Raw genomic sequence first — 16634 nt, 5'->3', positions numbered from 1 at the left:
GGCTCTGCTTACTTGTACGCCTTGAGCGCGATCAGACCACCGAGAATGGTTATCGCCATGAGGATCAGCGCCCACGACACAATGTTGTGTGACAGACGCCTGCGGCGACTGCGCAGGGCCCGGTCCCGCCAGCGTTTGGCCTGATCAGCCCCTGTTTTTTGTCGATCCACATCCTTCTCCACGAGCAGAATGCGACTCATGCCGGCTGGTGTCCAGATCGGCACCGGTTTTGGCGGTCACGATGCAAGCTTGGCACTCAGCCTGCTTTTGATGGCACGGGGCTAGATAATATATTTCGTAGTGCTAATATTAAGGTGACGCTAGGTCATGTCCGACCATCTGTCGGGTGCAATATGGGGGTTCAAATGAGAGTGGCTGTATTTTGCGTGGCTGTCGTTTTCGCTACGGCTGGTGTCGCTGTTGCCAAGGAAAAGAAGGTGGCGGTCAGTGACGCCGCCGCCTTGTGTTCCACCAACCCGTCAGCCAAGAAGCCCGTTCCAAATCTGGACTGCGGTTTCACCGGAACCGCCAAACCGGAAGATAGCGGCGCAAAGGCAGAGCCGCGCCTCGGGTACGACTCCAACCCGTGGATTGTAACAGGCTTTTGACTTCGCATGGCGAATGCCGGTTGAAGCGCTGAAGAGAGTCGTCTTGACCGATGGCGCCGCCCCCTGGGAGTGGAACGCAAGGGTCGGGCGCCGTTGAGAAGAAGGATGCGCAAATGGCCGCCTATTTGATCGCGGATGTAGACATAAAGGACGCTGCCGTGTTCGAGGAATACCGGCGGGATGTGCCGGCCACCGAGGAGCGTTATGGTGGGAGATATCTAGGTCGTGGCGGTGCGACCAAGGTTTTGGAGGGTGATTGGGAGCCACACCGTTTGGTTATTATCGAGTTCCCCGACATGACGTCATTGATGGGCTGGTACAATTCGCCGGAATACGCCGGCCTTATTGAAATCCGGAAGCGTTGCGCCAATACCAGGATAATTGCGCTTGAGGGGGTTGCAACACCCACTCTTTGACCGTGGTGGCTCGCCTTCGCCTTCATCAGGCAGAATCCGGCTTTTGCCCGAATCCGCACACCGCGAAGTCAGCTGTTTAAAGCCGGGAAACCAGGCAATAAATACGGGCTTACCACCACTGCGGGGCTTTCTCATCATCGCAGTGCCGAGAACCCAACTCGACCGTGCAATTGAAAAGCCCGCCACGGGGGCGACCTGCGGCGGGCTCTTGGAGCGGCTACATCCCTGAGGAATCGACCACTTTGTAGCAGGATTATGACCCGTGTGACCGCGTTAGCCTATGGTGTGATCGCGGAAGACAGGTCTTCGTTGAAGATAACGGCAGAGAGCTTCCCAGTGGCGGGCCATAGGGCAATCCCAGGTGCGGACCTCTGGATTGCCCATTTTTCTTGGAACCGTCGTGCCGCAGCGAAGTTCGGTACCAAAGGGACATTCCGAAATGGAGTTGATCATGAAACAGGTTCTTTTCGCTTCAGCCATTATGGCACTGTCAACTGGCCTCGCATTTGCGCAATCGACCGACACGACCACAGGCGGATCGTCGACCTCGACAACCAAGACCATGCCGAGCACTACGACCGATCAGGGCACGGATTCGACCACCACGAGTGGAACGAACTCGAACTCCGCCAAGGACTGCGCTCCGGGTCAACAAACTGGCAGCGCCAAGCAGGCCGCCCCAGGTCAACAGGACACCGATGCTAACTCGGCTGCTCCTGGTCAGATGAAAAAGACCACGGAAGGCTGCTGACCTGCCTTTGGACTGTCCCAGGTTGATGCATAGCGGTCGATTCTCAGGATGTAGCCGCTTTCGAAAAGCCTGTCGTGCTAGGCCGCCAAGGCGGGTTCGCCTCGCTGAAGGACTTCTGGGAGGTCCAATGAGGATGCGCCTAGACACCCTTTCAGCCGCCATTTATGTTAGACATCTCTAAAGTGCAGATGAGCCGCTCGGCTTTAGAGTGCGCCAAGGGCCTGCATTCGAGCTCTAACTTGTTGTGCTTTTTCATCCGGGGGGACACCAGTATGACAAGCGAACGTCAGCACGAATACGAACTGGGGCATTCGGAAAGAGAACTGAAAAGGCTTGCGACGCAGGCGACATTGGTTGACCCGATGACACGGAATTACCTGCGGCGAGCTGGTCTCCGAGCGGGAATGCATGTCCTTGACGTGGGGAGCGGCGCCGGGGATGTCGCCTTTCTCGCGGCTGATGTTGTCGGACCCACAGGTCTTGTCATCGGCTCTGACAGGTCGGCGGAGGCTCTTGACGCTGCTCGGGCGAGAGCCGCGCAACGTGGTTTGGAGAATGTAATCTTCCACCAATGTGATCCTGCCACCTTCACTTTCGATGTATCGTTCGACGCTATCGTGGGCCGATACGTATTAATGTTCTCGCCCGATCCCGTCGAAATGTTGAGGGGCGTTGCGCGGCATCTTGCTCCCGGCGGCGTGATAGTATTCCACGAAGTCGATTGGACCGGCGCTGCCTCATTTCCCTCCGTCCCGACCTACGACAACTGCTTTCGATGTATCGTTGAGACATTTCGTCGGGTAGGGACCAACCCAAACATGGGCCTGCAACTCCATTCGACCTTCCTCAAAGCCGGGCTGCCGGCCCCTAGCATGGCGGTAAGTGCTCTAGCCGGAGGTGGATCAGACAGTCTGAGCGGCATTGATCTGATCTCCGATCTCGCAGCGATCATGGCTCCGGTCATGGAGCAGATGGGCGTTATCACAGCTTCAGAACTCGGTCCCGAGACGCTTCAAGATCGAATTCGCGCAGAGGTTTATGCAAGCGCAAGCGTGGTGGTCGGCCGATATGAGGTGGGTGCCTGGTCGCGACGAATGTAAGCACCATGATCATGCCTATGCCTTCTACGTCGCTTTCCTCGCCGAGCCGCCGCTTGATGTCACGGGCGGCGCTCGTGCGGGATATCGGCCCTCCAGCATTCAGCCCACGATGACCTGAAAGCCGGCCCATCGCCTCCTGACAGTCAATCTCAGGGTCACTCGCGCTCATGGTGCGTTGATCATGCGTTTCCTTCCACAGTGCTGTCCTCGTCCAATGCATGCGGAACCGGCAGATACGCATTAGCGACAGCCAATCGCCCACTATCGTTCGGATGGTCCGCCCTCCTGAGCCCCATTTCTTCCGCCACGCCCGACAGGGGCTCTTGGACCCTCGGGTCAAGCGCTGGGTTACGTTTCGGAGCATCAGGGCCGCTCGTAGGAGCATTACCAGAAGGTCCGCGCGGGAAAGGTCGGCGGGCGGGTTCTTTGTTAAAATCGCCCGGCAGCCCGAAAAAAGTTTTCCAGACCGGTGCGGATTTGTTCCCAACCCCACTACTGCTGCTCGGGCATTTCAGTATTTTCCTGAGGGTCTTTTTTCACGCCTGGGCTGGGTGACGTGTCCGCTGGCGCATTACCGCCCTGGTTTTGCTCAGGAGCACGCTTGAACGGTGCCGTCTGCCAAGAGCCGTTCGATAAAGGCGTGAGTACAAAGAATGCTATCAGGCCTAGAAAAAGGACGGCGATAACCGCCACGCCCCACGCCATGAGTCTTCGCGTGCCACGCTGTTCTTGCCTGCGAGATAGATTGTCCGCCATTGCTCCGGCCTTTCGTGACGTGGCGCTGGTGAGCAACGCGCCTTCCCGAACTCGGTTCCGCCCGTCGTCCGACATCAGGCTTCGCCTTGAGGCGGCTTCCCGTCGCAGTGACGGTCTGCGGTTTCTGCTTTCTGCTCCGGGGGTGGCGTCTCCGCTCGAATCACCGGTTCCAGGTCGTTGGGAAAATTGGGCGCGTCGACTGGCAGTTTCGGCAGCAAATCTTTTTCGTCCGGTGATAGCGACGGAAGTATCTCTGCCACCTCGGCCAGGATGTCGTTTACGATCCCGTTCATTGCGTGCCTGCTGCGAAAATATCTCCTCTCGAACTTCGCTATTGCATCAAAGTTCCGGCCCATAAGGATGCTTCGTCATTCAGTGGCACGGGACAGGACCGGTGAATTGGCCAATGTTCGAACCCTGCTGGTGATCTGATTTCCATCCAAGGTTTGGCCCGCTGCCGAACTGTGGGGGCTTTTTTATGTATTAGCGGAACCTGATATGTCGAGGCGGGTTGGAAATGGCGGCAGCGTCCCCCGCTGCCGGGCCGAGGCTCCAAGCCCCGGCCGGGTCCGCCTCTGCCCGCCAGTGGGGGCGGACCCACTGGAACACGCTCCGAAAAGGAGGTTTGGATCGCGCTCGGTTCCCCTGGCGGAGCAGAACATCGGAAGGCCGTCACTGCTCCCTCAGGGCGACAAAATTGATGGGAACATTTTAGCAAACTGTAAATTGAAGGTTCTTCTGCAGGAGGCCAAACTGTCCCAGCGGAGCGTCGACAAAGACCGGTTGGAGCGCGCAGACCGTGAGGCAAAGATTGCTAACGCGGCCGAGAGAGAGGCGCGAGATACAAAAACTGCCCGACTTCGAGAACAACGCCTTGCTGCCGAAGCCAAGGCTTCACAAATCAAGAAAGGTCGATCCGGGTGCTAGGTCGCTTTAGCCGCTGATGCTCGCGCTCGATGCTCGGCTGCTTGATCGGGCCGACTACGGTCGCTTGCCAGCCCGATGGCGATGAGGAATATAATCCTTCCGTTGCGGCGATCCCCTCAAACGGAGTTCGCACAAATGGCCCGATCGAAACCTTCCAAGCAGTTATCACAGGTTGAAATCGAGCGCTTTCTGGTGGCAGCGGAAGCGCTGCACCTGAGCATCGTCAAGCCGTTCATATCGCCGCTCTGCGACCACTACAGACAGACACGCGTCTTACATGAGGTGCTTTTGAAAGCCGTGCGGGATGTGACCGGAAGGGAAGTCGAGTTCATCCGGTGGAACACTACTGGGCCGGTGCTACCCACTTAAGGCCTGACGTGTCGGTTAGTCCTTCTAGCAGCTTGCGCGACTCTGCGATTGTGCGGCGCGTCTCCGCGATGGCCGAAAGCATGTTGTCTGCCTCAGCGACCGCATGTCGCTGGCGTCGGTGCGCCGCCATAATGAATAGCTCTAAGGCGATGTCCTCATCCATCGGGCAGCTCACGCACCCACTCGAACGTGACCTTCACGGTGAATAGCGGCTTGCTGGTGTGGTCGCGGACACGGATGGCAACTTTCCTGAAAGTTTCCGGCATCTGGTCTTTGGCTATTTCGAGTAACGCTGTTGCTGCCTCATCTTCAGCGGCTTTCCGGCTTTTAAGCTCGGTGCCTTCAGGGTCGGGAAACACTTCGCCATCGTCCGTTAGATCAAAGAAGAAGCGGGCCATATGGCCTTAATTCCTAACCCCGAAACTACTTGCTGGTTATCCAGTCCACCAAGCCAACTTCGATCTGCTCGCACCCGACATATTCGCGGACCAAGCATGAGGACATTGACGCGCTGCTCTGGTCGTTCCTACCGGAAGAAGTATTGGAAGAGGCGGTCAACGCTTCGGAAGGCGGCGCAGCCTGAACTGTCGCGTTTGGCCCGCTACCTCACGGTGGCGGGCTTTTCTCAGTCACGTTGATTCGGTTTGTGCGCGAACGTCCGCTGAAATTCGCTGCGCTTATTCGACGCTTATGTGACGAATGGGGTACAGATTCGGCTAAGTCGTTGAAAGATCTGGTACGCCCAAGGGGAATCGAACCCCTGTTACCGCCGTGAAAGGGCGGTGTCCTAACCGCTAGACGATGGGCGCGCTCAGACGAAGCGGCTTATACTGGCGTTGTGCGCAACCGGCAACCCGTCAGGTGCCACCTTGGACAACTTTTTTCCGGGCCTGCCAAATCAACGATTTCCCGAAGTTGGCGAGCTTGACGATTAGCGGGGACGCCGCATCGCTCTGCTCCGGAATGATGAAGTTGGGAAGGCTTCGGCCAATCCGATATTCGGGATGCCCAACGGAACGATCTTGGCCGCCAGCCGATCTCAGATCCGCGCTAGCCGTCACCGCCGCTGCGCCGGCGGCAGCGCCAGTTCCAGTCGCGCTCGGGGCCGACGTCGACGTGAACCGATTCTGTGTGGCAGTAGGTGCCGACGCCGCCGCGGCCGGGCATGCTTCTGATGTAGCTCGCCAGTTCCCATTTCGAAACGCCGGGCACCTGGATGTCGGCGGCGGCGCAATACATGTGCAGCGAATTTTTGGCGCCGTTGGCGCGCCGGTTGCGGGCCGGGTCGCGATAGCCTGACGTCACCGTCATCTTGCGGCCGTAGTGGCCTTCGATCGTCTTCAGCACACGCACCAGCGACGGCTTCAGGCAGGCCACGTCGACGCTCTCGTTCTGCTTGAGCAGCCCGTTGGGCGCCAACCGGGCCATGCCGGCGGCTGACGCAACCTGATAGGAGCCGCCGATTGGCCCCTCATCCTCGTTGAGGTCGACGTCGCTTTCGTCATCGAGGCCGGACTTGCGCTTGATCTCGAACAGGGCCGTTTGGCGCACGCCGGGCAGGGCATCGCTGCCAGTGACGTGGCCGGTATCGCCGCCGAGCGAAGCCAGCTGCACCGGCTTGGCCGTGGAACTGGCCGAGGCAAGCGTGATGATCGGCTTTGCCGCTGCTGGCGCCGCTTTTGCCTGCGCCGGGGGCTGCTCGCCCGTCCGGGCGTTGCTGATGATGGGGGCTGGTGTCGCCGAGGCTGGCGTTGCGCCAAACATCGAGGCGAGGAAGCCTTTCTTCTTTGGTGCTTCGGCCTGCGGCATCTCGCCAGCTGTCACATAGACCGGGTTGTTCATGGCCGGAACGGCAGCGGGCTTCGGCGCCGCCACGTCGCCGTCGACCGCGGCAATCTGCTGGGCGACCGCGTCGGTTTGGCGCGCGGTCTGTGCCTGCTGCGTCAGCGATTGCGGCGTGTTTCCAACGATGGTTTCGGCGCCCGCCGGCGTGGTCAGCGGAAAGGCAGCTCCCGGTTTGGACATAGGCACGTAGGCGACTTTTTCAGGCAGCGCCGTATCGCTTGCCGTCATCACCGTCGTCTGCTCGGTCGTGATATCAGACGAATCGGAGGCGATCGCCTTGCCGCTGGAGGCCGCGTTTATGTCCGATGCGGTGGCATTGTAACCGGGCATTCCGACCGACATTGTCGGGTCGCCAGCCGAAGTGCAGGAGGCCAGAAGCAAGGAGCAGAGCGCTGCCACAATGGCGCGGCGTTCTCCCTTTGCGAGGCTCCATCCTGCTGATTTCAAAGTCAAATTCCCCCTCGATGTCCGGTCGGTATATCCTTGGCGCCACACGCATGCGTCGATGCCAGGGTGACCTTTGTCTCCGATCCGGAAACGAGACCTGTGTCAAATCCGCAAGCCTGAAAGTATTTTTGCGGTGATTGCCGAATTACGGCCGCTTGATGGTTGACGACACCATTTCGCCCGCTTTTGGCGGTCCGTCAACTCACCACACATTACAGTCCGTTACACACGTACTTTCACATAGGTGCCGGGAGCATCACCCAAGGTTTTCATATGCTTGCCCGGTTTGCGGGCAGGCACGCGCGTGTTGTCCTTGGCCTCTATCCAGTCTTGCCAGTGCGGCCACCAGGATCCTGGATGGTCGGTGGCATTGGCTATCCACTGGCTAAAGTCGCCCGTCGGCATACCCCCGGTCCAATACTGGTATTTGTTGGATGCCGGCGGATTGACGACACCGGCGATATGGCCCGATCCGGCCATCACATACTCGACTGTGCCGCCGAAATATTTCGAGCCGAGGAACACCGAAAGCGCCGGCGCGATGTGATCTTCCTTGGAGGCGAGGTTGTAGACCGGGATGGTGATGTCGCCGAGCGAGACCGTATGGCCCGCCAGTTCCATCGTGCCTTGCGAAAGGTTGTTCTCGAGATAGCAGTTGCGCAGGTAGAAAGAGTGATTGGCCGCCGCCATGCGGGTGGAATCTGCATTCCAGTAGAGCAGGTCGAAGGGCAGGGGATCCTTGCCGCGCATGTAGTTGTTGACGACATAGGGCCAGATCAGGTCGCCTGAGCGCAGCATGTTGAAGGCGGTCGCCATCTTGGTGCCGTCGAGATAGCCTTTTTCGCTCATCGACTTTTCCACAGCGGCGACCTGTTCTTCGTCGACGAACACTTTCAGGTCGCCGGCATGGGTGAAGTCGACCTGCGTGGTGAAGAACGTAGCCGATTTTATGCGGTCGTCGCCCTCTTGCGCCATCAGCGCCAGTGCCGCCGCCAAAAGCGTGCCGCCGACGCAATAGCCGATCGCGTTGACGTCGCGTTCGCCGGTGGCCTTCTCGACCGTGTCGAGGCCATATTGCAGACCCTCGCGGATATAGGCTTCCCAGCTCTTGGTGCCGTGGCGCTCGTCCGGATTGATCCAGGAGATGACGAACACGGTGTGGCCCTGTTCAACCGCCCAGCGAATGAAGGATTTCTGCGGGTTCAGATCGAGGATGTAGAATTTGTTGATCCATGGCGGGCAGATCAGCAGGGGCCGCTTGAGCACCGTCTCGGTGGCCGGGTCGTACTGGATGATTTCGGCGACGTCGCTGCGGCCGACCACCTTGCCGGGAGTGGTGGCGATGTTCCTGCCGATCTCGAAGGGGGAGTAGTCGGCCTGCCGCAGCTTCAGGTCGCCCTTGCCGGCGGCGATGTCCTCGGCCAGCATCTTCATGCCGCGCACCAGGTTTTCGCCGTTCGAGGCGACGGTTTCACGGAACAGTTCCGGATTGGTCAGGATGAAATTCGACGGCGAGATGGCGTTGGACACCTGCTTGACGTAAAAGCCGGCCTTGTGGCGGGTGTGCTCGTCCAGACCTTCGGCGTGCTCGACCAGATCGGCCGCCCAGCGCGAGGTGACGAGATAGGCCTGCTTGAGGAAATCGAAGAAGGCATTGCGGCCCCATTCCGGGTCGAGGAAGCGCTTGTCCCCGCGCTCCGGCTTGACCGCGTCCTCGGTGTCTTGCGCGGCGTTGCTGGTGCGCTGAATGGCGTTGGCCCAGACCGTCATATAGCCGGAGAACAACCGCGTCTGCGCTTCCAGCGCGCGCTGCGGATCGGCAAGCCAGTATTCGCTGAGCTTGGAAAAGGTCTTCACCATATCGACAACGGGCTCGGCGACATGGTCGCGCACGTCGCCTTTTTCGCGCGGCTCAGCCCAGGCGGAAGCTGCCTTGCCGGCCTGCTCGATCATGCGCGCCATGTTCAGGGCGAAGCGTTCCGGGTCCTTCACCAGATATTGCTCGACGGTCGAAGGCTCGTCATCTTCCGCTTTGCCCGAATCGGGTGTTTTGGACATGGTTGGCGGGGTTCCTCCCGAGGCCTTTTCTTGACATATTAACATGGGACATCCGACCGGGCCAATCTCGCTCTACCTCGGCTGCCAGGGAAACAATATGACGATTAATATTGGCGAGACTGTTTTTTTCGGTGCCGGACGTTTTTGCCGCATCGGCGTGGCGATCGTCCTCATCGGGATTGCCGGGTGCTCGAGCACCAACACGAATGGCCCGACGCCTGTCGCTGCGGGTGCGGGGCCGAAGGATACCGGCACCTTTCCGAACCTGAACATCAAGCCGCAAGTGGCGGCGTCGCAGTTCACCGAAGCCGAGAAGAACGCCAAGCTCGCGCAATTGAAGGCGGATGAGAATGCGCAGGCGGCAAAGGGCGGCGGCCCGAAGGTCGCCAACCAGGCGGCGCTGACGGATCTGGCCAAGAAGCATGGCGACGAAACGCTGAGGCAGATCGAAGCCAAATGCGACCCCACCCTCGACCCTACCTGCAAATAAGTATATAGCGCGCGCCCAACACCCCTTCGCTGTCTGGAACTGCCATGGAAGAATTTCACAAGGTTCGCCGGCTTCCGCCTTACGTGTTCGAGCAGGTCAACCGGCTGAAGGCCAGCGCCCGATCGCGTGGCGCCGACATCATCGACCTCGGCATGGGCAATCCGGACCTGCCGACGCCCAAGGCTATCGTCGACAAATTGTGCGAGGTCGTGCGCGACCCGCGCACGCATCGCTATTCCTCGTCGCGTGGCATTCCGGGCCTGCGTCGCGCCCAGGCCGCCTACTATGGCAGGCGCTTCGGCGTGAAGCTCAACCCCGACACGCAAGTGGTGGCCACGCTTGGCTCCAAGGAAGGCTTCGCCAACATGGCGCAGGCGATCACGGCGCCCGGCGACGTGATCCTGTGCCCGAACCCGACCTATCCGATCCATGCCTTCGGCTTCATCATGTCGGGTGGCGTCATCCGCTCGCTGCAGGTGGAGCCGGACGACGGCTTCATCCCGGCGCTCGAGCGCGGGGTCAAACATTCGATCCCGAAGCCGCTGGCGCTGATCCTCAACTATCCGTCGAACCCGACGGCGCTGGTCGCCTCGCTCGATTTCTACAAGGATGTGGTCGCCTTCGCCAAGAAGAACGACATCATCATCCTGTCCGACCTTGCCTATTCGGAGATCTATTTCGACGGCAATCCGCCGCCTTCGGTGCTGCAGGTGCCTGGCGCGATCGACGTTTGCGTCGAATTCACCTCCATGTCGAAGACCTTCTCCATGCCCGGTTGGCGGATGGGCTTTGCCGTCGGCAACGAGCGGCTGATCTCGGCGCTGACGCGGGTGAAATCCTACCTCGATTACGGCGCCTTCACGCCGATCCAGGTGGCGGCGGCACACGCGCTCAACGGCGACGGCGCCGACATCGCCGAGGTGCGCGATATCTATCACAAGCGCCGCGACGTGATGGTCGATGCCTTCGGCCGCGCTGGCTGGACCATTCCGGCACCGGCGGCATCGATGTTCGCCTGGGCGCCAATCCCGGAGCCGTTCCGACATCTCGGCTCGCTCGAATTCTCCAAGCTGCTCATCGAACATGCCGACGTGGCCGTGGCGCCGGGTGTTGGCTTCGGCGAGCATGGCGACGAATTCGTGCGCGTCGCTCTGGTCGAGAACGAGCACAGGATCCGGCAGGCGGCGCGCAACATCAAGCGCTTCTTGTCGACCAGCGCCAAGCAGCCCAACAATGTCGTGCCGCTCTCCGCTCATCGGTAAGCTTGCCGCAGACGATTTCGATCGAATTTTGAGGGACGTCGCCGGATATGGCTGAAGCATTGCGTGTTGGAATTGCCGGCCTCGGCACCGTTGGCGCGTCGGTGGCGCGCGTGCTGCGCGACAAGGCGGTGGAACTGACCCGCCAGTGCGGCCGCGACGTCATCGTCACCGCCATCTCGGCGCGTGACCCGAAGCGCGATCGCGGCGTCGATCTCAGCTCGGCAGAGTGGTTCGACGATCCGGTCAAGATGGCGCAGACCGCCGAAATCGACGTGTTCGTCGAACTGATCGGCGGCGACGAGGGTCCGTCGCGCTCATCGGTGAAAGCGGCACTCGAAGCCGGCCGTCATGTCGTCACTGCCAACAAGGCGCTGCTGGCCAAGCATGGCGTTGCGCTGGCCGAAATCGCCGAGAAGAAGGGCGTGCTGCTCAACTACGAGGCGGCAGTGGCGGGCGGCATTCCCGTCATCAAGACCATGCGCGAGGCGATGGCCGGCAATTCGGTCACCCGCGTGTTCGGCATCCTCAACGGCACCTGCAACTACATCCTGACGCGCATGGAGGCCGAGGGCATCTCGTTTGATGCTTGCCTGAAGGACGCGCAGCGGCTGGGCTATGCCGAAGCCGATCCGACCTTCGACATCGAGGGCCACGACACCGCGCACAAGCTGTCGATCCTGACCAGCCTTGCCTTTGGCACCAGGATCGCCGCCAATGACATCTACATGGAGGGCATCTCCAACATCACCCAGGCCGACATCCGCGCGGCCGCCGATCTTGGCTACCGGATCAAGTTGCTGGGTGTCGCCCAGCGCACCGAGAGCGGCATCGAGCAGCGCGTGCATCCGACGATGGTGCCGACCGCATCGGTCATCGCGCAGGTGCATGGCGTCACCAATGCGGTGGCGATCGAGACCGACATTCTGGGCGAACTGCTGCTATCAGGCCCCGGTGCCGGCGGCAACGCCACCGCCTCGGCCGTCATCGGCGACATCGCCGACATCGCCAAGAGCCGGCCAGGATTCCAGCATGGTCCGGTCTTCGGACGGCCGGCGAAGGAGCTGAAACCCTACAAGAAGGCGCAGATGCGCAGCCATGCCGGCGGCTACTTCATCCGGCTGACCGTGCATGACCGCATCGGTGTGTTCGCGGCAATAGCCAAGCGCATGGCCGACAGCGATATTTCGCTGGAATCGATCGTCCAGCACGCGGTCAACGGCGAAGCGGCGGCACAAAAAACGGTGATCCTCGTCACCCACGAGACGACCGAGGCCGCTGTGCGCAAGGCCGTCGACGGCATCACCAAGGATGGCCATCTGACCGACAAGCCGCAGGTCATCCGCATCGAGCGGGCAGGGTAGCTTTTGCCCGATAGGCCCTGCGGGACAGGAATCCCGCAGGCATTGAGGTCCGGTCTGGTGGGGACAGCCGCCACACGGGAACGAATTGGTGTCGTCGCCGTTCTCTTGGTCAGCAACCAGAGGAACCGCTTCATGGCCGATGCCAACAAGTCCGACACCCCTAATATCGACGACATCCAGAAGACGCTGGAAAAGCAGATTGCCGATTTGCGCAAGGAGATCACCAAGATCAACAAGAGCATTTCGGCGCGGGGCGCGGAAATGCTCGATGACGCCAGCGAACAGGCGTCCGAGTTGTACGACACGGCCGCGAGCCGCGCTTCGCGTACGGCGCAACAACTGCGCAGCCAGGCTCAGTCCGTCTCGGAAGTAGCGCGCGAAAACCCCGGTACGACGACTGCCCTGGTCGGCGTGATCGGTTTGCTCGGCTTTATGGCCGGTTTCGCCATAGGTCAGTCGACGAACGATACGTCGCGCCGCTGGTATTGACCACGGCGCGATAGGGCCGGGTTTGCCGGCTCGTTTCCTTGTTTCAGCACATCATTTTTAAGGAGGGCACTGTGGCTTCATCCGCCTTGATTAGCATCCTGATCACATTCCTCGTCATCATCCTCGTTCTCTATCTTGTTCAGCGCCTGCCGCTCGACGGCCGGATGAGGCAGATCGTGCAGGTTATCGTCCTCATAATCGGCATCATTTCGCTGCTCAAATATCTTGCGGTTTTCTAGCGCCAAAGAGGTCTAACTTTCGCTTTTCAAGGCCGGCCCGGTTCATTGCGGCCGGCTGGCCTTGTTTCAAAAATGCGGTTTAATCGATTGATATTGCTGACTATTCGATAAAATCTTCCGCAGGTCTTGCCGTTGTCATGCTCGTTTGACAAAACAGGCCCGCCTCCGGCGGGGGCCGCATTGCCAACGAGGAAATCACCAGATGAATGTGGCCCAGAACATCGTCGCCGGCCTTGACCGGATACTCACCATGGAACTGGTGCGCGTCACCGAACGAGCCGCCGTCGCGGCCGCCAGGCTGCGCGGGCGCGGCGACGAAAAGGCGGCCGACCAGGTAGCCGTGGATGCCATGCGCCAGGAGCTCAACCGGCTTTCCATCAAGGGCACGGTGGTGATCGGCGAAGGCGAACGGGATGAGGCGCCGATGCTCTACATCGGCGAGGAAGTCGGCACTGGCAAAGGTCCGGCCGTCGATATCGCGCTCGATCCGCTCGAAGGCACGACGATTTGCGCCAAGAACCTGCCCAATGCACTCGCGGTCATCGCGATCGCCGAAAAGGGCAGCCTGCTGTTCGCGCCGGACGTCTACATGGACAAGATCGCCATCGGTCCGGGCTATGCGGACGGCGTCATCGACATCGACGCCTCGGCGGCTGAGAACATCGCCAGCCTCGCTCGGGCCAAGGGCGTCGCTGTATCGGAAATCACCACCTGCATTCTCGACCGGCCGCGCCATGCCAAGCTGATCGATGCCGTGCGCGCCACGGGGGCCGCGATCCGGCTGATCGGCGATGGCGATGTCGCCGGCGTCATCCACACCACGGACCCGGAAGAAACCGGCATCGATATTTATCTGGGCACTGGCGGAGCACCCGAGGGCGTGCTGGCCGCTGCCGCGCTGCGCTGCACCGGCGGCCAGATGCAGGGCAGACTGATCCTCGACACGGCGGAAAAGGTTGCTCGCGCGGCAAAGATGGGTATTTCCAATCCGAAACGGGTCTATCGGACGGAGGACATGGCGCGCGGCGATGTGTTGTTCGCGGCCACCGGTGTCACCGACGGCAACATGCTGGCTGGCGTCAAGTTCGGCCACAATTACATCACCACCCACACGATCGTGCTGCGCTCGTCGTCGCGGACGGTGCGCGAGATCAAGGCCCGCCATCAGGATCTGGATAAGTTCTGACGCTCGCTTGCGAAGCCGCCTTGCAATTGTTAGCCATTCGGGCGCATCCGATGATGGCTGCAGGGATTTGACGATGAAACCGTTCGACTGGCATGCGGATCCGATTTCGCGTGCCACCGCCATCACAAAGTCCTATCGCAACACCCAGAATGTGCGTCGCTTTCTCATCCGGGAATGCGGCAACGCATTCATGTTCGACCGGCCTTTCATGGCCTGGCTCAAGGACGGTGTGGAAAAGACGATGGGCGATGCGGCCGACGAATGGCTTAGGCGACAGGCTGAAAAGCGGAAAGCGCAGTTTTCTTGACCTATTCCGGGACGGCGCACACCCGTGAATCGCATGGCTTTGCCCGCCTTTGGCCTATAGAGCGTCGCGTGAACGTGACGCGCTTGAAATTGTTGCCAATGCGGGTCGTGGCCTCAAAACCGCTGCGCACTTATGGGCGGCATGCATTGTCGTGCGGCCAACGATGAGTTGGCAAAGCGTATGACCGGCGAAAAACGCCTCTTCCTCGATGTCAGGCAGTCGGTATCAGGGGTTTCCTGGGAACATCGGCTGACAGAACGCCAGGACATGATTGCGCTCGCCATCGCGCAAGGCCATGGCGTGCCCGACATCGTCGCGCGGGTGCTTGCCGGCCGTGGTGTCACCGCCGAACAAACCGAGCGGTTTCTCGACCCGACGATCCGCGATCTTCTGCCGGATCCGGCATCGCTGACCGACATGGACAGGGCGGCGGCCCGCATCGCCGCCGCAGTGATGGCCAGGGAAAAGGTGGCGATCTTCGGCGACTATGATGTCGACGGCGCCGCCTCGTCGGCGTTGCTGAAGCGGTTCCTCACGCATTTCTCGGTGCCGTCGGAAATCTACATCCCGGACCGTATTTTCGAGGGCTATGGCCCCAACCCCGACGCCATGCGCGAACTTGTTTCGCGTGGTGCGACACTGATCGTCACTGTCGATTGCGGCACCAACAGCGCCGTTTCCATCGATGCCGCCAACGAGGCCGGGGCCGACGTCGTGGTGCTCGACCACCACCAGGTCGGCGGTGCCTTGCCGGCGGCAATCGCTGTCGTCAATCCCAATCGCGACGACGACCTTTCCGGGCAGGGCCATCTCTGTGCCGCCGGCGTGGTCTTCCTCGCCCTTGTGCAGACGGCCAGGATCCTGCGTAGCCGCATGCCCGATGCTACGCCGCCAGACCTGCTTTCGCTGCTCGATATCGTGGCATTGGCCACTGTTTGTGACGTGGTGCCACTGACCGGCGTCAACCGTGCCTTCGTGGTCAAGGGGCTGCAGATGGCGCGCCAGCAGAAGAATGAAGGGCTGGCGGCACTGGCACGGGTGTCGCGCATCGGCGAGCCGATCAGCACTTTCCATCTGGCCTATCTGATCGGTCCGCGCATCAATGCCGGCGGACGCATCGGCGATGCCGCACTTGGCAGCCGGTTGCTTGCGACCGACGACCCGGTGGAGGCGCGCACCATTGCCGAGACGCTCGACCGGCTCAACCAGGAACGGCAGTTGATGGAGCAGGAGATGCTCGCGGCGGCGCGCGCCGAGGCCGATGCAGAGCTTGCCGGCGGCAATGGCCCGGCTATCGTCGTCACCGCCAGCAACAGCTGGCATCCGGGTATTGTCGGCCTGCTCGCTTCGCGATTGAAGGACCACGCCCGCCGGCCGGCCTTCGCCATCGCCTTCAACACTGTGGGCATCGGCACCGGTTCGGGCCGCTCGGTCTCGGGTTTCGACCTCGGCCGGCTGGTGCGCGAGGCGGCCGTTGCGGGGCTGATCGTCAAGGGCGGCGGCCATGGCATGGCGGCGGGCATCACCGTCGAGCGGGCGAAGCTTGGTGAGCTCAGGGCGTTTTTCGAAGAGCGGGCGGCAGCCGACGTGTTCCGCCTGCAGGGCGAGGAAAGCCTGGCCATAGACGGTGCGCTTGCCGCTGAAGGCGCGACGCTCAGCCTGCTCGATGCGCTGGAGAAGGCCGGACCCTTCGGTGCCGGGCACGCTGCCCCCGTTTTCGCGCTGCCGCGCCACCGACTAGCCGATGCGCGGCCGGTCGGCACCAACCACATCCGCGTGGAGCTGCAATCGGAAAGCGGCGGCCGCATCCAGGCGATCGCCTTTCGCGCCGTCGATACCGCGCTTGGCGAATTTCTGTTCAAGAACCGGGGCAAGACGATCCACGTCGCCGGTTCGCTGTCGGGCAATTACTGGAATGGCAACCGCACCGTTCAGTTTCGCATCACCGACGCGGCGCGGGCGTAATCGCCTGGAGGCAGTTCAGGCTACGCGCTTTCAGGTCTTGTTTTTATGCATGTGTCGT

At 61.0% G+C, this 16634-nt stretch carries 19 protein-coding genes and 1 tRNA gene; 13 read left to right on the top strand and 7 right to left on the bottom strand.

Annotated elements, in window-relative coordinates; genetic code table 11:
• Positions 1–8: 8 nt before the first annotated feature.
• The gene (locus NKJ04_RS04850) at positions 9–200 is read right to left on the bottom strand and encodes a hypothetical protein (RefSeq protein WP_352555231.1); all 192 of its coding nucleotides are present in this window, start codon (positions 198–200) and stop codon (positions 9–11) included.
• A gap of 165 nt (positions 201–365) precedes the next feature.
• Here NKJ04_RS04850 and NKJ04_RS04845 point away from each other — a divergent pair, with 165 nt between their 5' ends.
• From NKJ04_RS04845 to NKJ04_RS04830, 4 genes are all read left to right on the top strand, one after another.
• A complete protein-coding gene (locus NKJ04_RS04845) occupies positions 366–608 on the top strand; it encodes a hypothetical protein (RefSeq protein WP_352555229.1) in 243 nt (80 codons plus the stop codon).
• Between the two features lie 113 nt (positions 609–721).
• A complete protein-coding gene (locus tag NKJ04_RS04840; protein WP_352673728.1) occupies positions 722–1024 on the top strand; it encodes a DUF1330 domain-containing protein in 303 nt (100 codons plus the stop codon).
• Between the two features lie 451 nt (positions 1025–1475).
• On the top strand, positions 1476–1775 hold the full coding sequence (locus NKJ04_RS04835) for a hypothetical protein (RefSeq protein ID WP_127297149.1): 300 nt from the start codon (positions 1476–1478) through the stop codon (positions 1773–1775).
• Positions 1776–2047: 272 nt separating this feature from the next.
• Positions 2048–2875, top strand: a complete 828-nt coding sequence (locus tag NKJ04_RS04830; RefSeq protein WP_164892885.1) for a class I SAM-dependent methyltransferase — start codon at positions 2048–2050, stop codon at positions 2873–2875.
• A gap of 492 nt (positions 2876–3367) precedes the next feature.
• Here the strand turns inward: NKJ04_RS04830 and NKJ04_RS04825 are convergent, their stop codons facing one another.
• Both NKJ04_RS04825 and NKJ04_RS04820 read right to left on the bottom strand, forming a co-directional pair.
• The gene (locus NKJ04_RS04825; protein WP_245273186.1) at positions 3368–3667 is read right to left on the bottom strand and encodes a hypothetical protein; all 300 of its coding nucleotides are present in this window, start codon (positions 3665–3667) and stop codon (positions 3368–3370) included.
• A gap of 38 nt (positions 3668–3705) precedes the next feature.
• Positions 3706–3924 carry a hypothetical protein gene (locus NKJ04_RS04820; protein ID WP_155930570.1) on the bottom strand — a complete coding sequence of 73 codons (219 nt, stop codon included), beginning with the start codon at positions 3922–3924 and terminating at the stop codon, positions 3706–3708.
• Positions 3925–4693: 769 nt separating this feature from the next.
• On the opposite strand from NKJ04_RS04820, the gene NKJ04_RS04815 reads away from it, so the two are divergent.
• Positions 4694–4927 (top strand): hypothetical protein, encoded by a 234-nt coding sequence (locus NKJ04_RS04815; RefSeq protein WP_031212982.1) that lies wholly within the window; start codon positions 4694–4696, stop codon positions 4925–4927.
• A gap of 155 nt (positions 4928–5082) precedes the next feature.
• On the opposite strand, the gene NKJ04_RS04810 is transcribed toward NKJ04_RS04815, so the two are convergent.
• The 4 genes from NKJ04_RS04810 to phaC all read right to left on the bottom strand — a co-directional run bounded on the left by NKJ04_RS04810 (position 5083) and on the right by phaC (position 9277).
• A complete protein-coding gene (locus tag NKJ04_RS04810) occupies positions 5083–5325 on the bottom strand; it encodes a DUF6894 family protein (protein WP_023810468.1) in 243 nt (80 codons plus the stop codon).
• Between the two features lie 336 nt (positions 5326–5661).
• Positions 5662–5736: transfer RNA gene (locus NKJ04_RS04805), tRNA-Glu, on the bottom strand.
• Between the two features lie 241 nt (positions 5737–5977).
• Complete coding sequence (locus NKJ04_RS04800; RefSeq protein ID WP_023810470.1) at positions 5978–7225, bottom strand: YcbK family protein; 1248 nt, start codon at positions 7223–7225, stop codon at positions 5978–5980.
• Between the two features lie 216 nt (positions 7226–7441).
• The gene (gene phaC, locus NKJ04_RS04795) at positions 7442–9277 is read right to left on the bottom strand and encodes a class I poly(R)-hydroxyalkanoic acid synthase (protein ID WP_023810471.1); all 1836 of its coding nucleotides are present in this window, start codon (positions 9275–9277) and stop codon (positions 7442–7444) included.
• A gap of 97 nt (positions 9278–9374) precedes the next feature.
• On the opposite strand from phaC, the gene NKJ04_RS04790 reads away from it, so the two are divergent.
• The 8 genes from NKJ04_RS04790 (at position 9375) to recJ (ending at position 16576) form a co-directional block, all read left to right on the top strand.
• Positions 9375–9767, top strand: coding sequence for a hypothetical protein (locus NKJ04_RS04790; protein WP_023810472.1), 393 nt, complete (start codon positions 9375–9377; stop codon positions 9765–9767).
• Positions 9768–9811: 44 nt separating this feature from the next.
• Positions 9812–11029, top strand: coding sequence for an LL-diaminopimelate aminotransferase (locus NKJ04_RS04785; RefSeq protein WP_023810473.1), 1218 nt, complete (start codon positions 9812–9814; stop codon positions 11027–11029).
• 47 nt (positions 11030–11076) lie between these two features.
• The gene (locus NKJ04_RS04780) at positions 11077–12390 is read left to right on the top strand and encodes a homoserine dehydrogenase (RefSeq protein WP_023810474.1); all 1314 of its coding nucleotides are present in this window, start codon (positions 11077–11079) and stop codon (positions 12388–12390) included.
• Between the two features lie 132 nt (positions 12391–12522).
• Complete coding sequence (locus NKJ04_RS04775; protein WP_023810475.1) at positions 12523–12879, top strand: hypothetical protein; 357 nt, start codon at positions 12523–12525, stop codon at positions 12877–12879.
• A 71-nt stretch (positions 12880–12950) separates the two neighbouring features.
• Positions 12951–13118, top strand: a complete 168-nt coding sequence (locus NKJ04_RS04770; protein WP_023810476.1) for a Thivi_2564 family membrane protein — start codon at positions 12951–12953, stop codon at positions 13116–13118.
• 202 nt (positions 13119–13320) lie between these two features.
• A complete protein-coding gene (glpX, locus tag NKJ04_RS04765; RefSeq protein ID WP_023810477.1) occupies positions 13321–14304 on the top strand; it encodes a class II fructose-bisphosphatase in 984 nt (327 codons plus the stop codon).
• 73 nt (positions 14305–14377) lie between these two features.
• Positions 14378–14611, top strand: a complete 234-nt coding sequence (locus NKJ04_RS04760) for a DUF6434 domain-containing protein (protein ID WP_023810478.1) — start codon at positions 14378–14380, stop codon at positions 14609–14611.
• Positions 14612–14791: 180 nt separating this feature from the next.
• Positions 14792–16576 (top strand): single-stranded-DNA-specific exonuclease RecJ, encoded by a 1785-nt coding sequence (gene recJ / locus NKJ04_RS04755; RefSeq protein WP_023810479.1) that lies wholly within the window; start codon positions 14792–14794, stop codon positions 16574–16576.
• The last annotated feature ends 58 nt before the right edge of the window (positions 16577–16634 follow it).

It is taken from the genome of Mesorhizobium sp. M0618 (assembly GCF_040320765.1).
Taxonomy (GTDB): Bacteria; Pseudomonadota; Alphaproteobacteria; order Rhizobiales; family Rhizobiaceae; genus Mesorhizobium.
The sequence above is the reverse complement of the archived record's forward strand: the minus strand, read 5'-3'. Positions and strand labels throughout refer to the sequence as shown.

Excerpts from the sequence above, each read along its gene's own strand:
- NKJ04_RS04850 (WP_352555231.1), bottom strand. The coding sequence starts at position 200 with ATGAGTCGCATTCTGCTCGTGGAGAAGGATGTGGATCGACAAAAAACA.
- NKJ04_RS04845 (WP_352555229.1), top strand. The coding sequence starts at position 366 with ATGAGAGTGGCTGTATTTTGCGTGGCTGTCGTTTTCGCTACGGCTGGT.
- NKJ04_RS04840 (WP_352673728.1), top strand. The coding sequence starts at position 722 with ATGGCCGCCTATTTGATCGCGGATGTAGACATAAAGGACGCTGCCGTG.
- NKJ04_RS04835 (WP_127297149.1), top strand. The coding sequence starts at position 1,476 with ATGAAACAGGTTCTTTTCGCTTCAGCCATTATGGCACTGTCAACTGGC.
- NKJ04_RS04830 (WP_164892885.1), top strand. The coding sequence starts at position 2,048 with ATGACAAGCGAACGTCAGCACGAATACGAACTGGGGCATTCGGAAAGA.
- NKJ04_RS04820 (WP_155930570.1), bottom strand. The coding sequence starts at position 3,924 with ATGAACGGGATCGTAAACGACATCCTGGCCGAGGTGGCAGAGATACTT.
- NKJ04_RS04815 (WP_031212982.1), top strand. The coding sequence starts at position 4,694 with ATGGCCCGATCGAAACCTTCCAAGCAGTTATCACAGGTTGAAATCGAG.
- NKJ04_RS04810 (WP_023810468.1), bottom strand. The coding sequence starts at position 5,325 with ATGGCCCGCTTCTTCTTTGATCTAACGGACGATGGCGAAGTGTTTCCC.
- phaC (WP_023810471.1), bottom strand. The coding sequence starts at position 9,277 with ATGTCCAAAACACCCGATTCGGGCAAAGCGGAAGATGACGAGCCTTCG.
- NKJ04_RS04790 (WP_023810472.1), top strand. The coding sequence starts at position 9,375 with ATGACGATTAATATTGGCGAGACTGTTTTTTTCGGTGCCGGACGTTTT.
- NKJ04_RS04785 (WP_023810473.1), top strand. The coding sequence starts at position 9,812 with ATGGAAGAATTTCACAAGGTTCGCCGGCTTCCGCCTTACGTGTTCGAG.
- NKJ04_RS04780 (WP_023810474.1), top strand. The coding sequence starts at position 11,077 with ATGGCTGAAGCATTGCGTGTTGGAATTGCCGGCCTCGGCACCGTTGGC.
- NKJ04_RS04775 (WP_023810475.1), top strand. The coding sequence starts at position 12,523 with ATGGCCGATGCCAACAAGTCCGACACCCCTAATATCGACGACATCCAG.
- glpX (WP_023810477.1), top strand. The coding sequence starts at position 13,321 with ATGAATGTGGCCCAGAACATCGTCGCCGGCCTTGACCGGATACTCACC.
- NKJ04_RS04760 (WP_023810478.1), top strand. The coding sequence starts at position 14,378 with ATGAAACCGTTCGACTGGCATGCGGATCCGATTTCGCGTGCCACCGCC.
- recJ (WP_023810479.1), top strand. The coding sequence starts at position 14,792 with ATGACCGGCGAAAAACGCCTCTTCCTCGATGTCAGGCAGTCGGTATCA.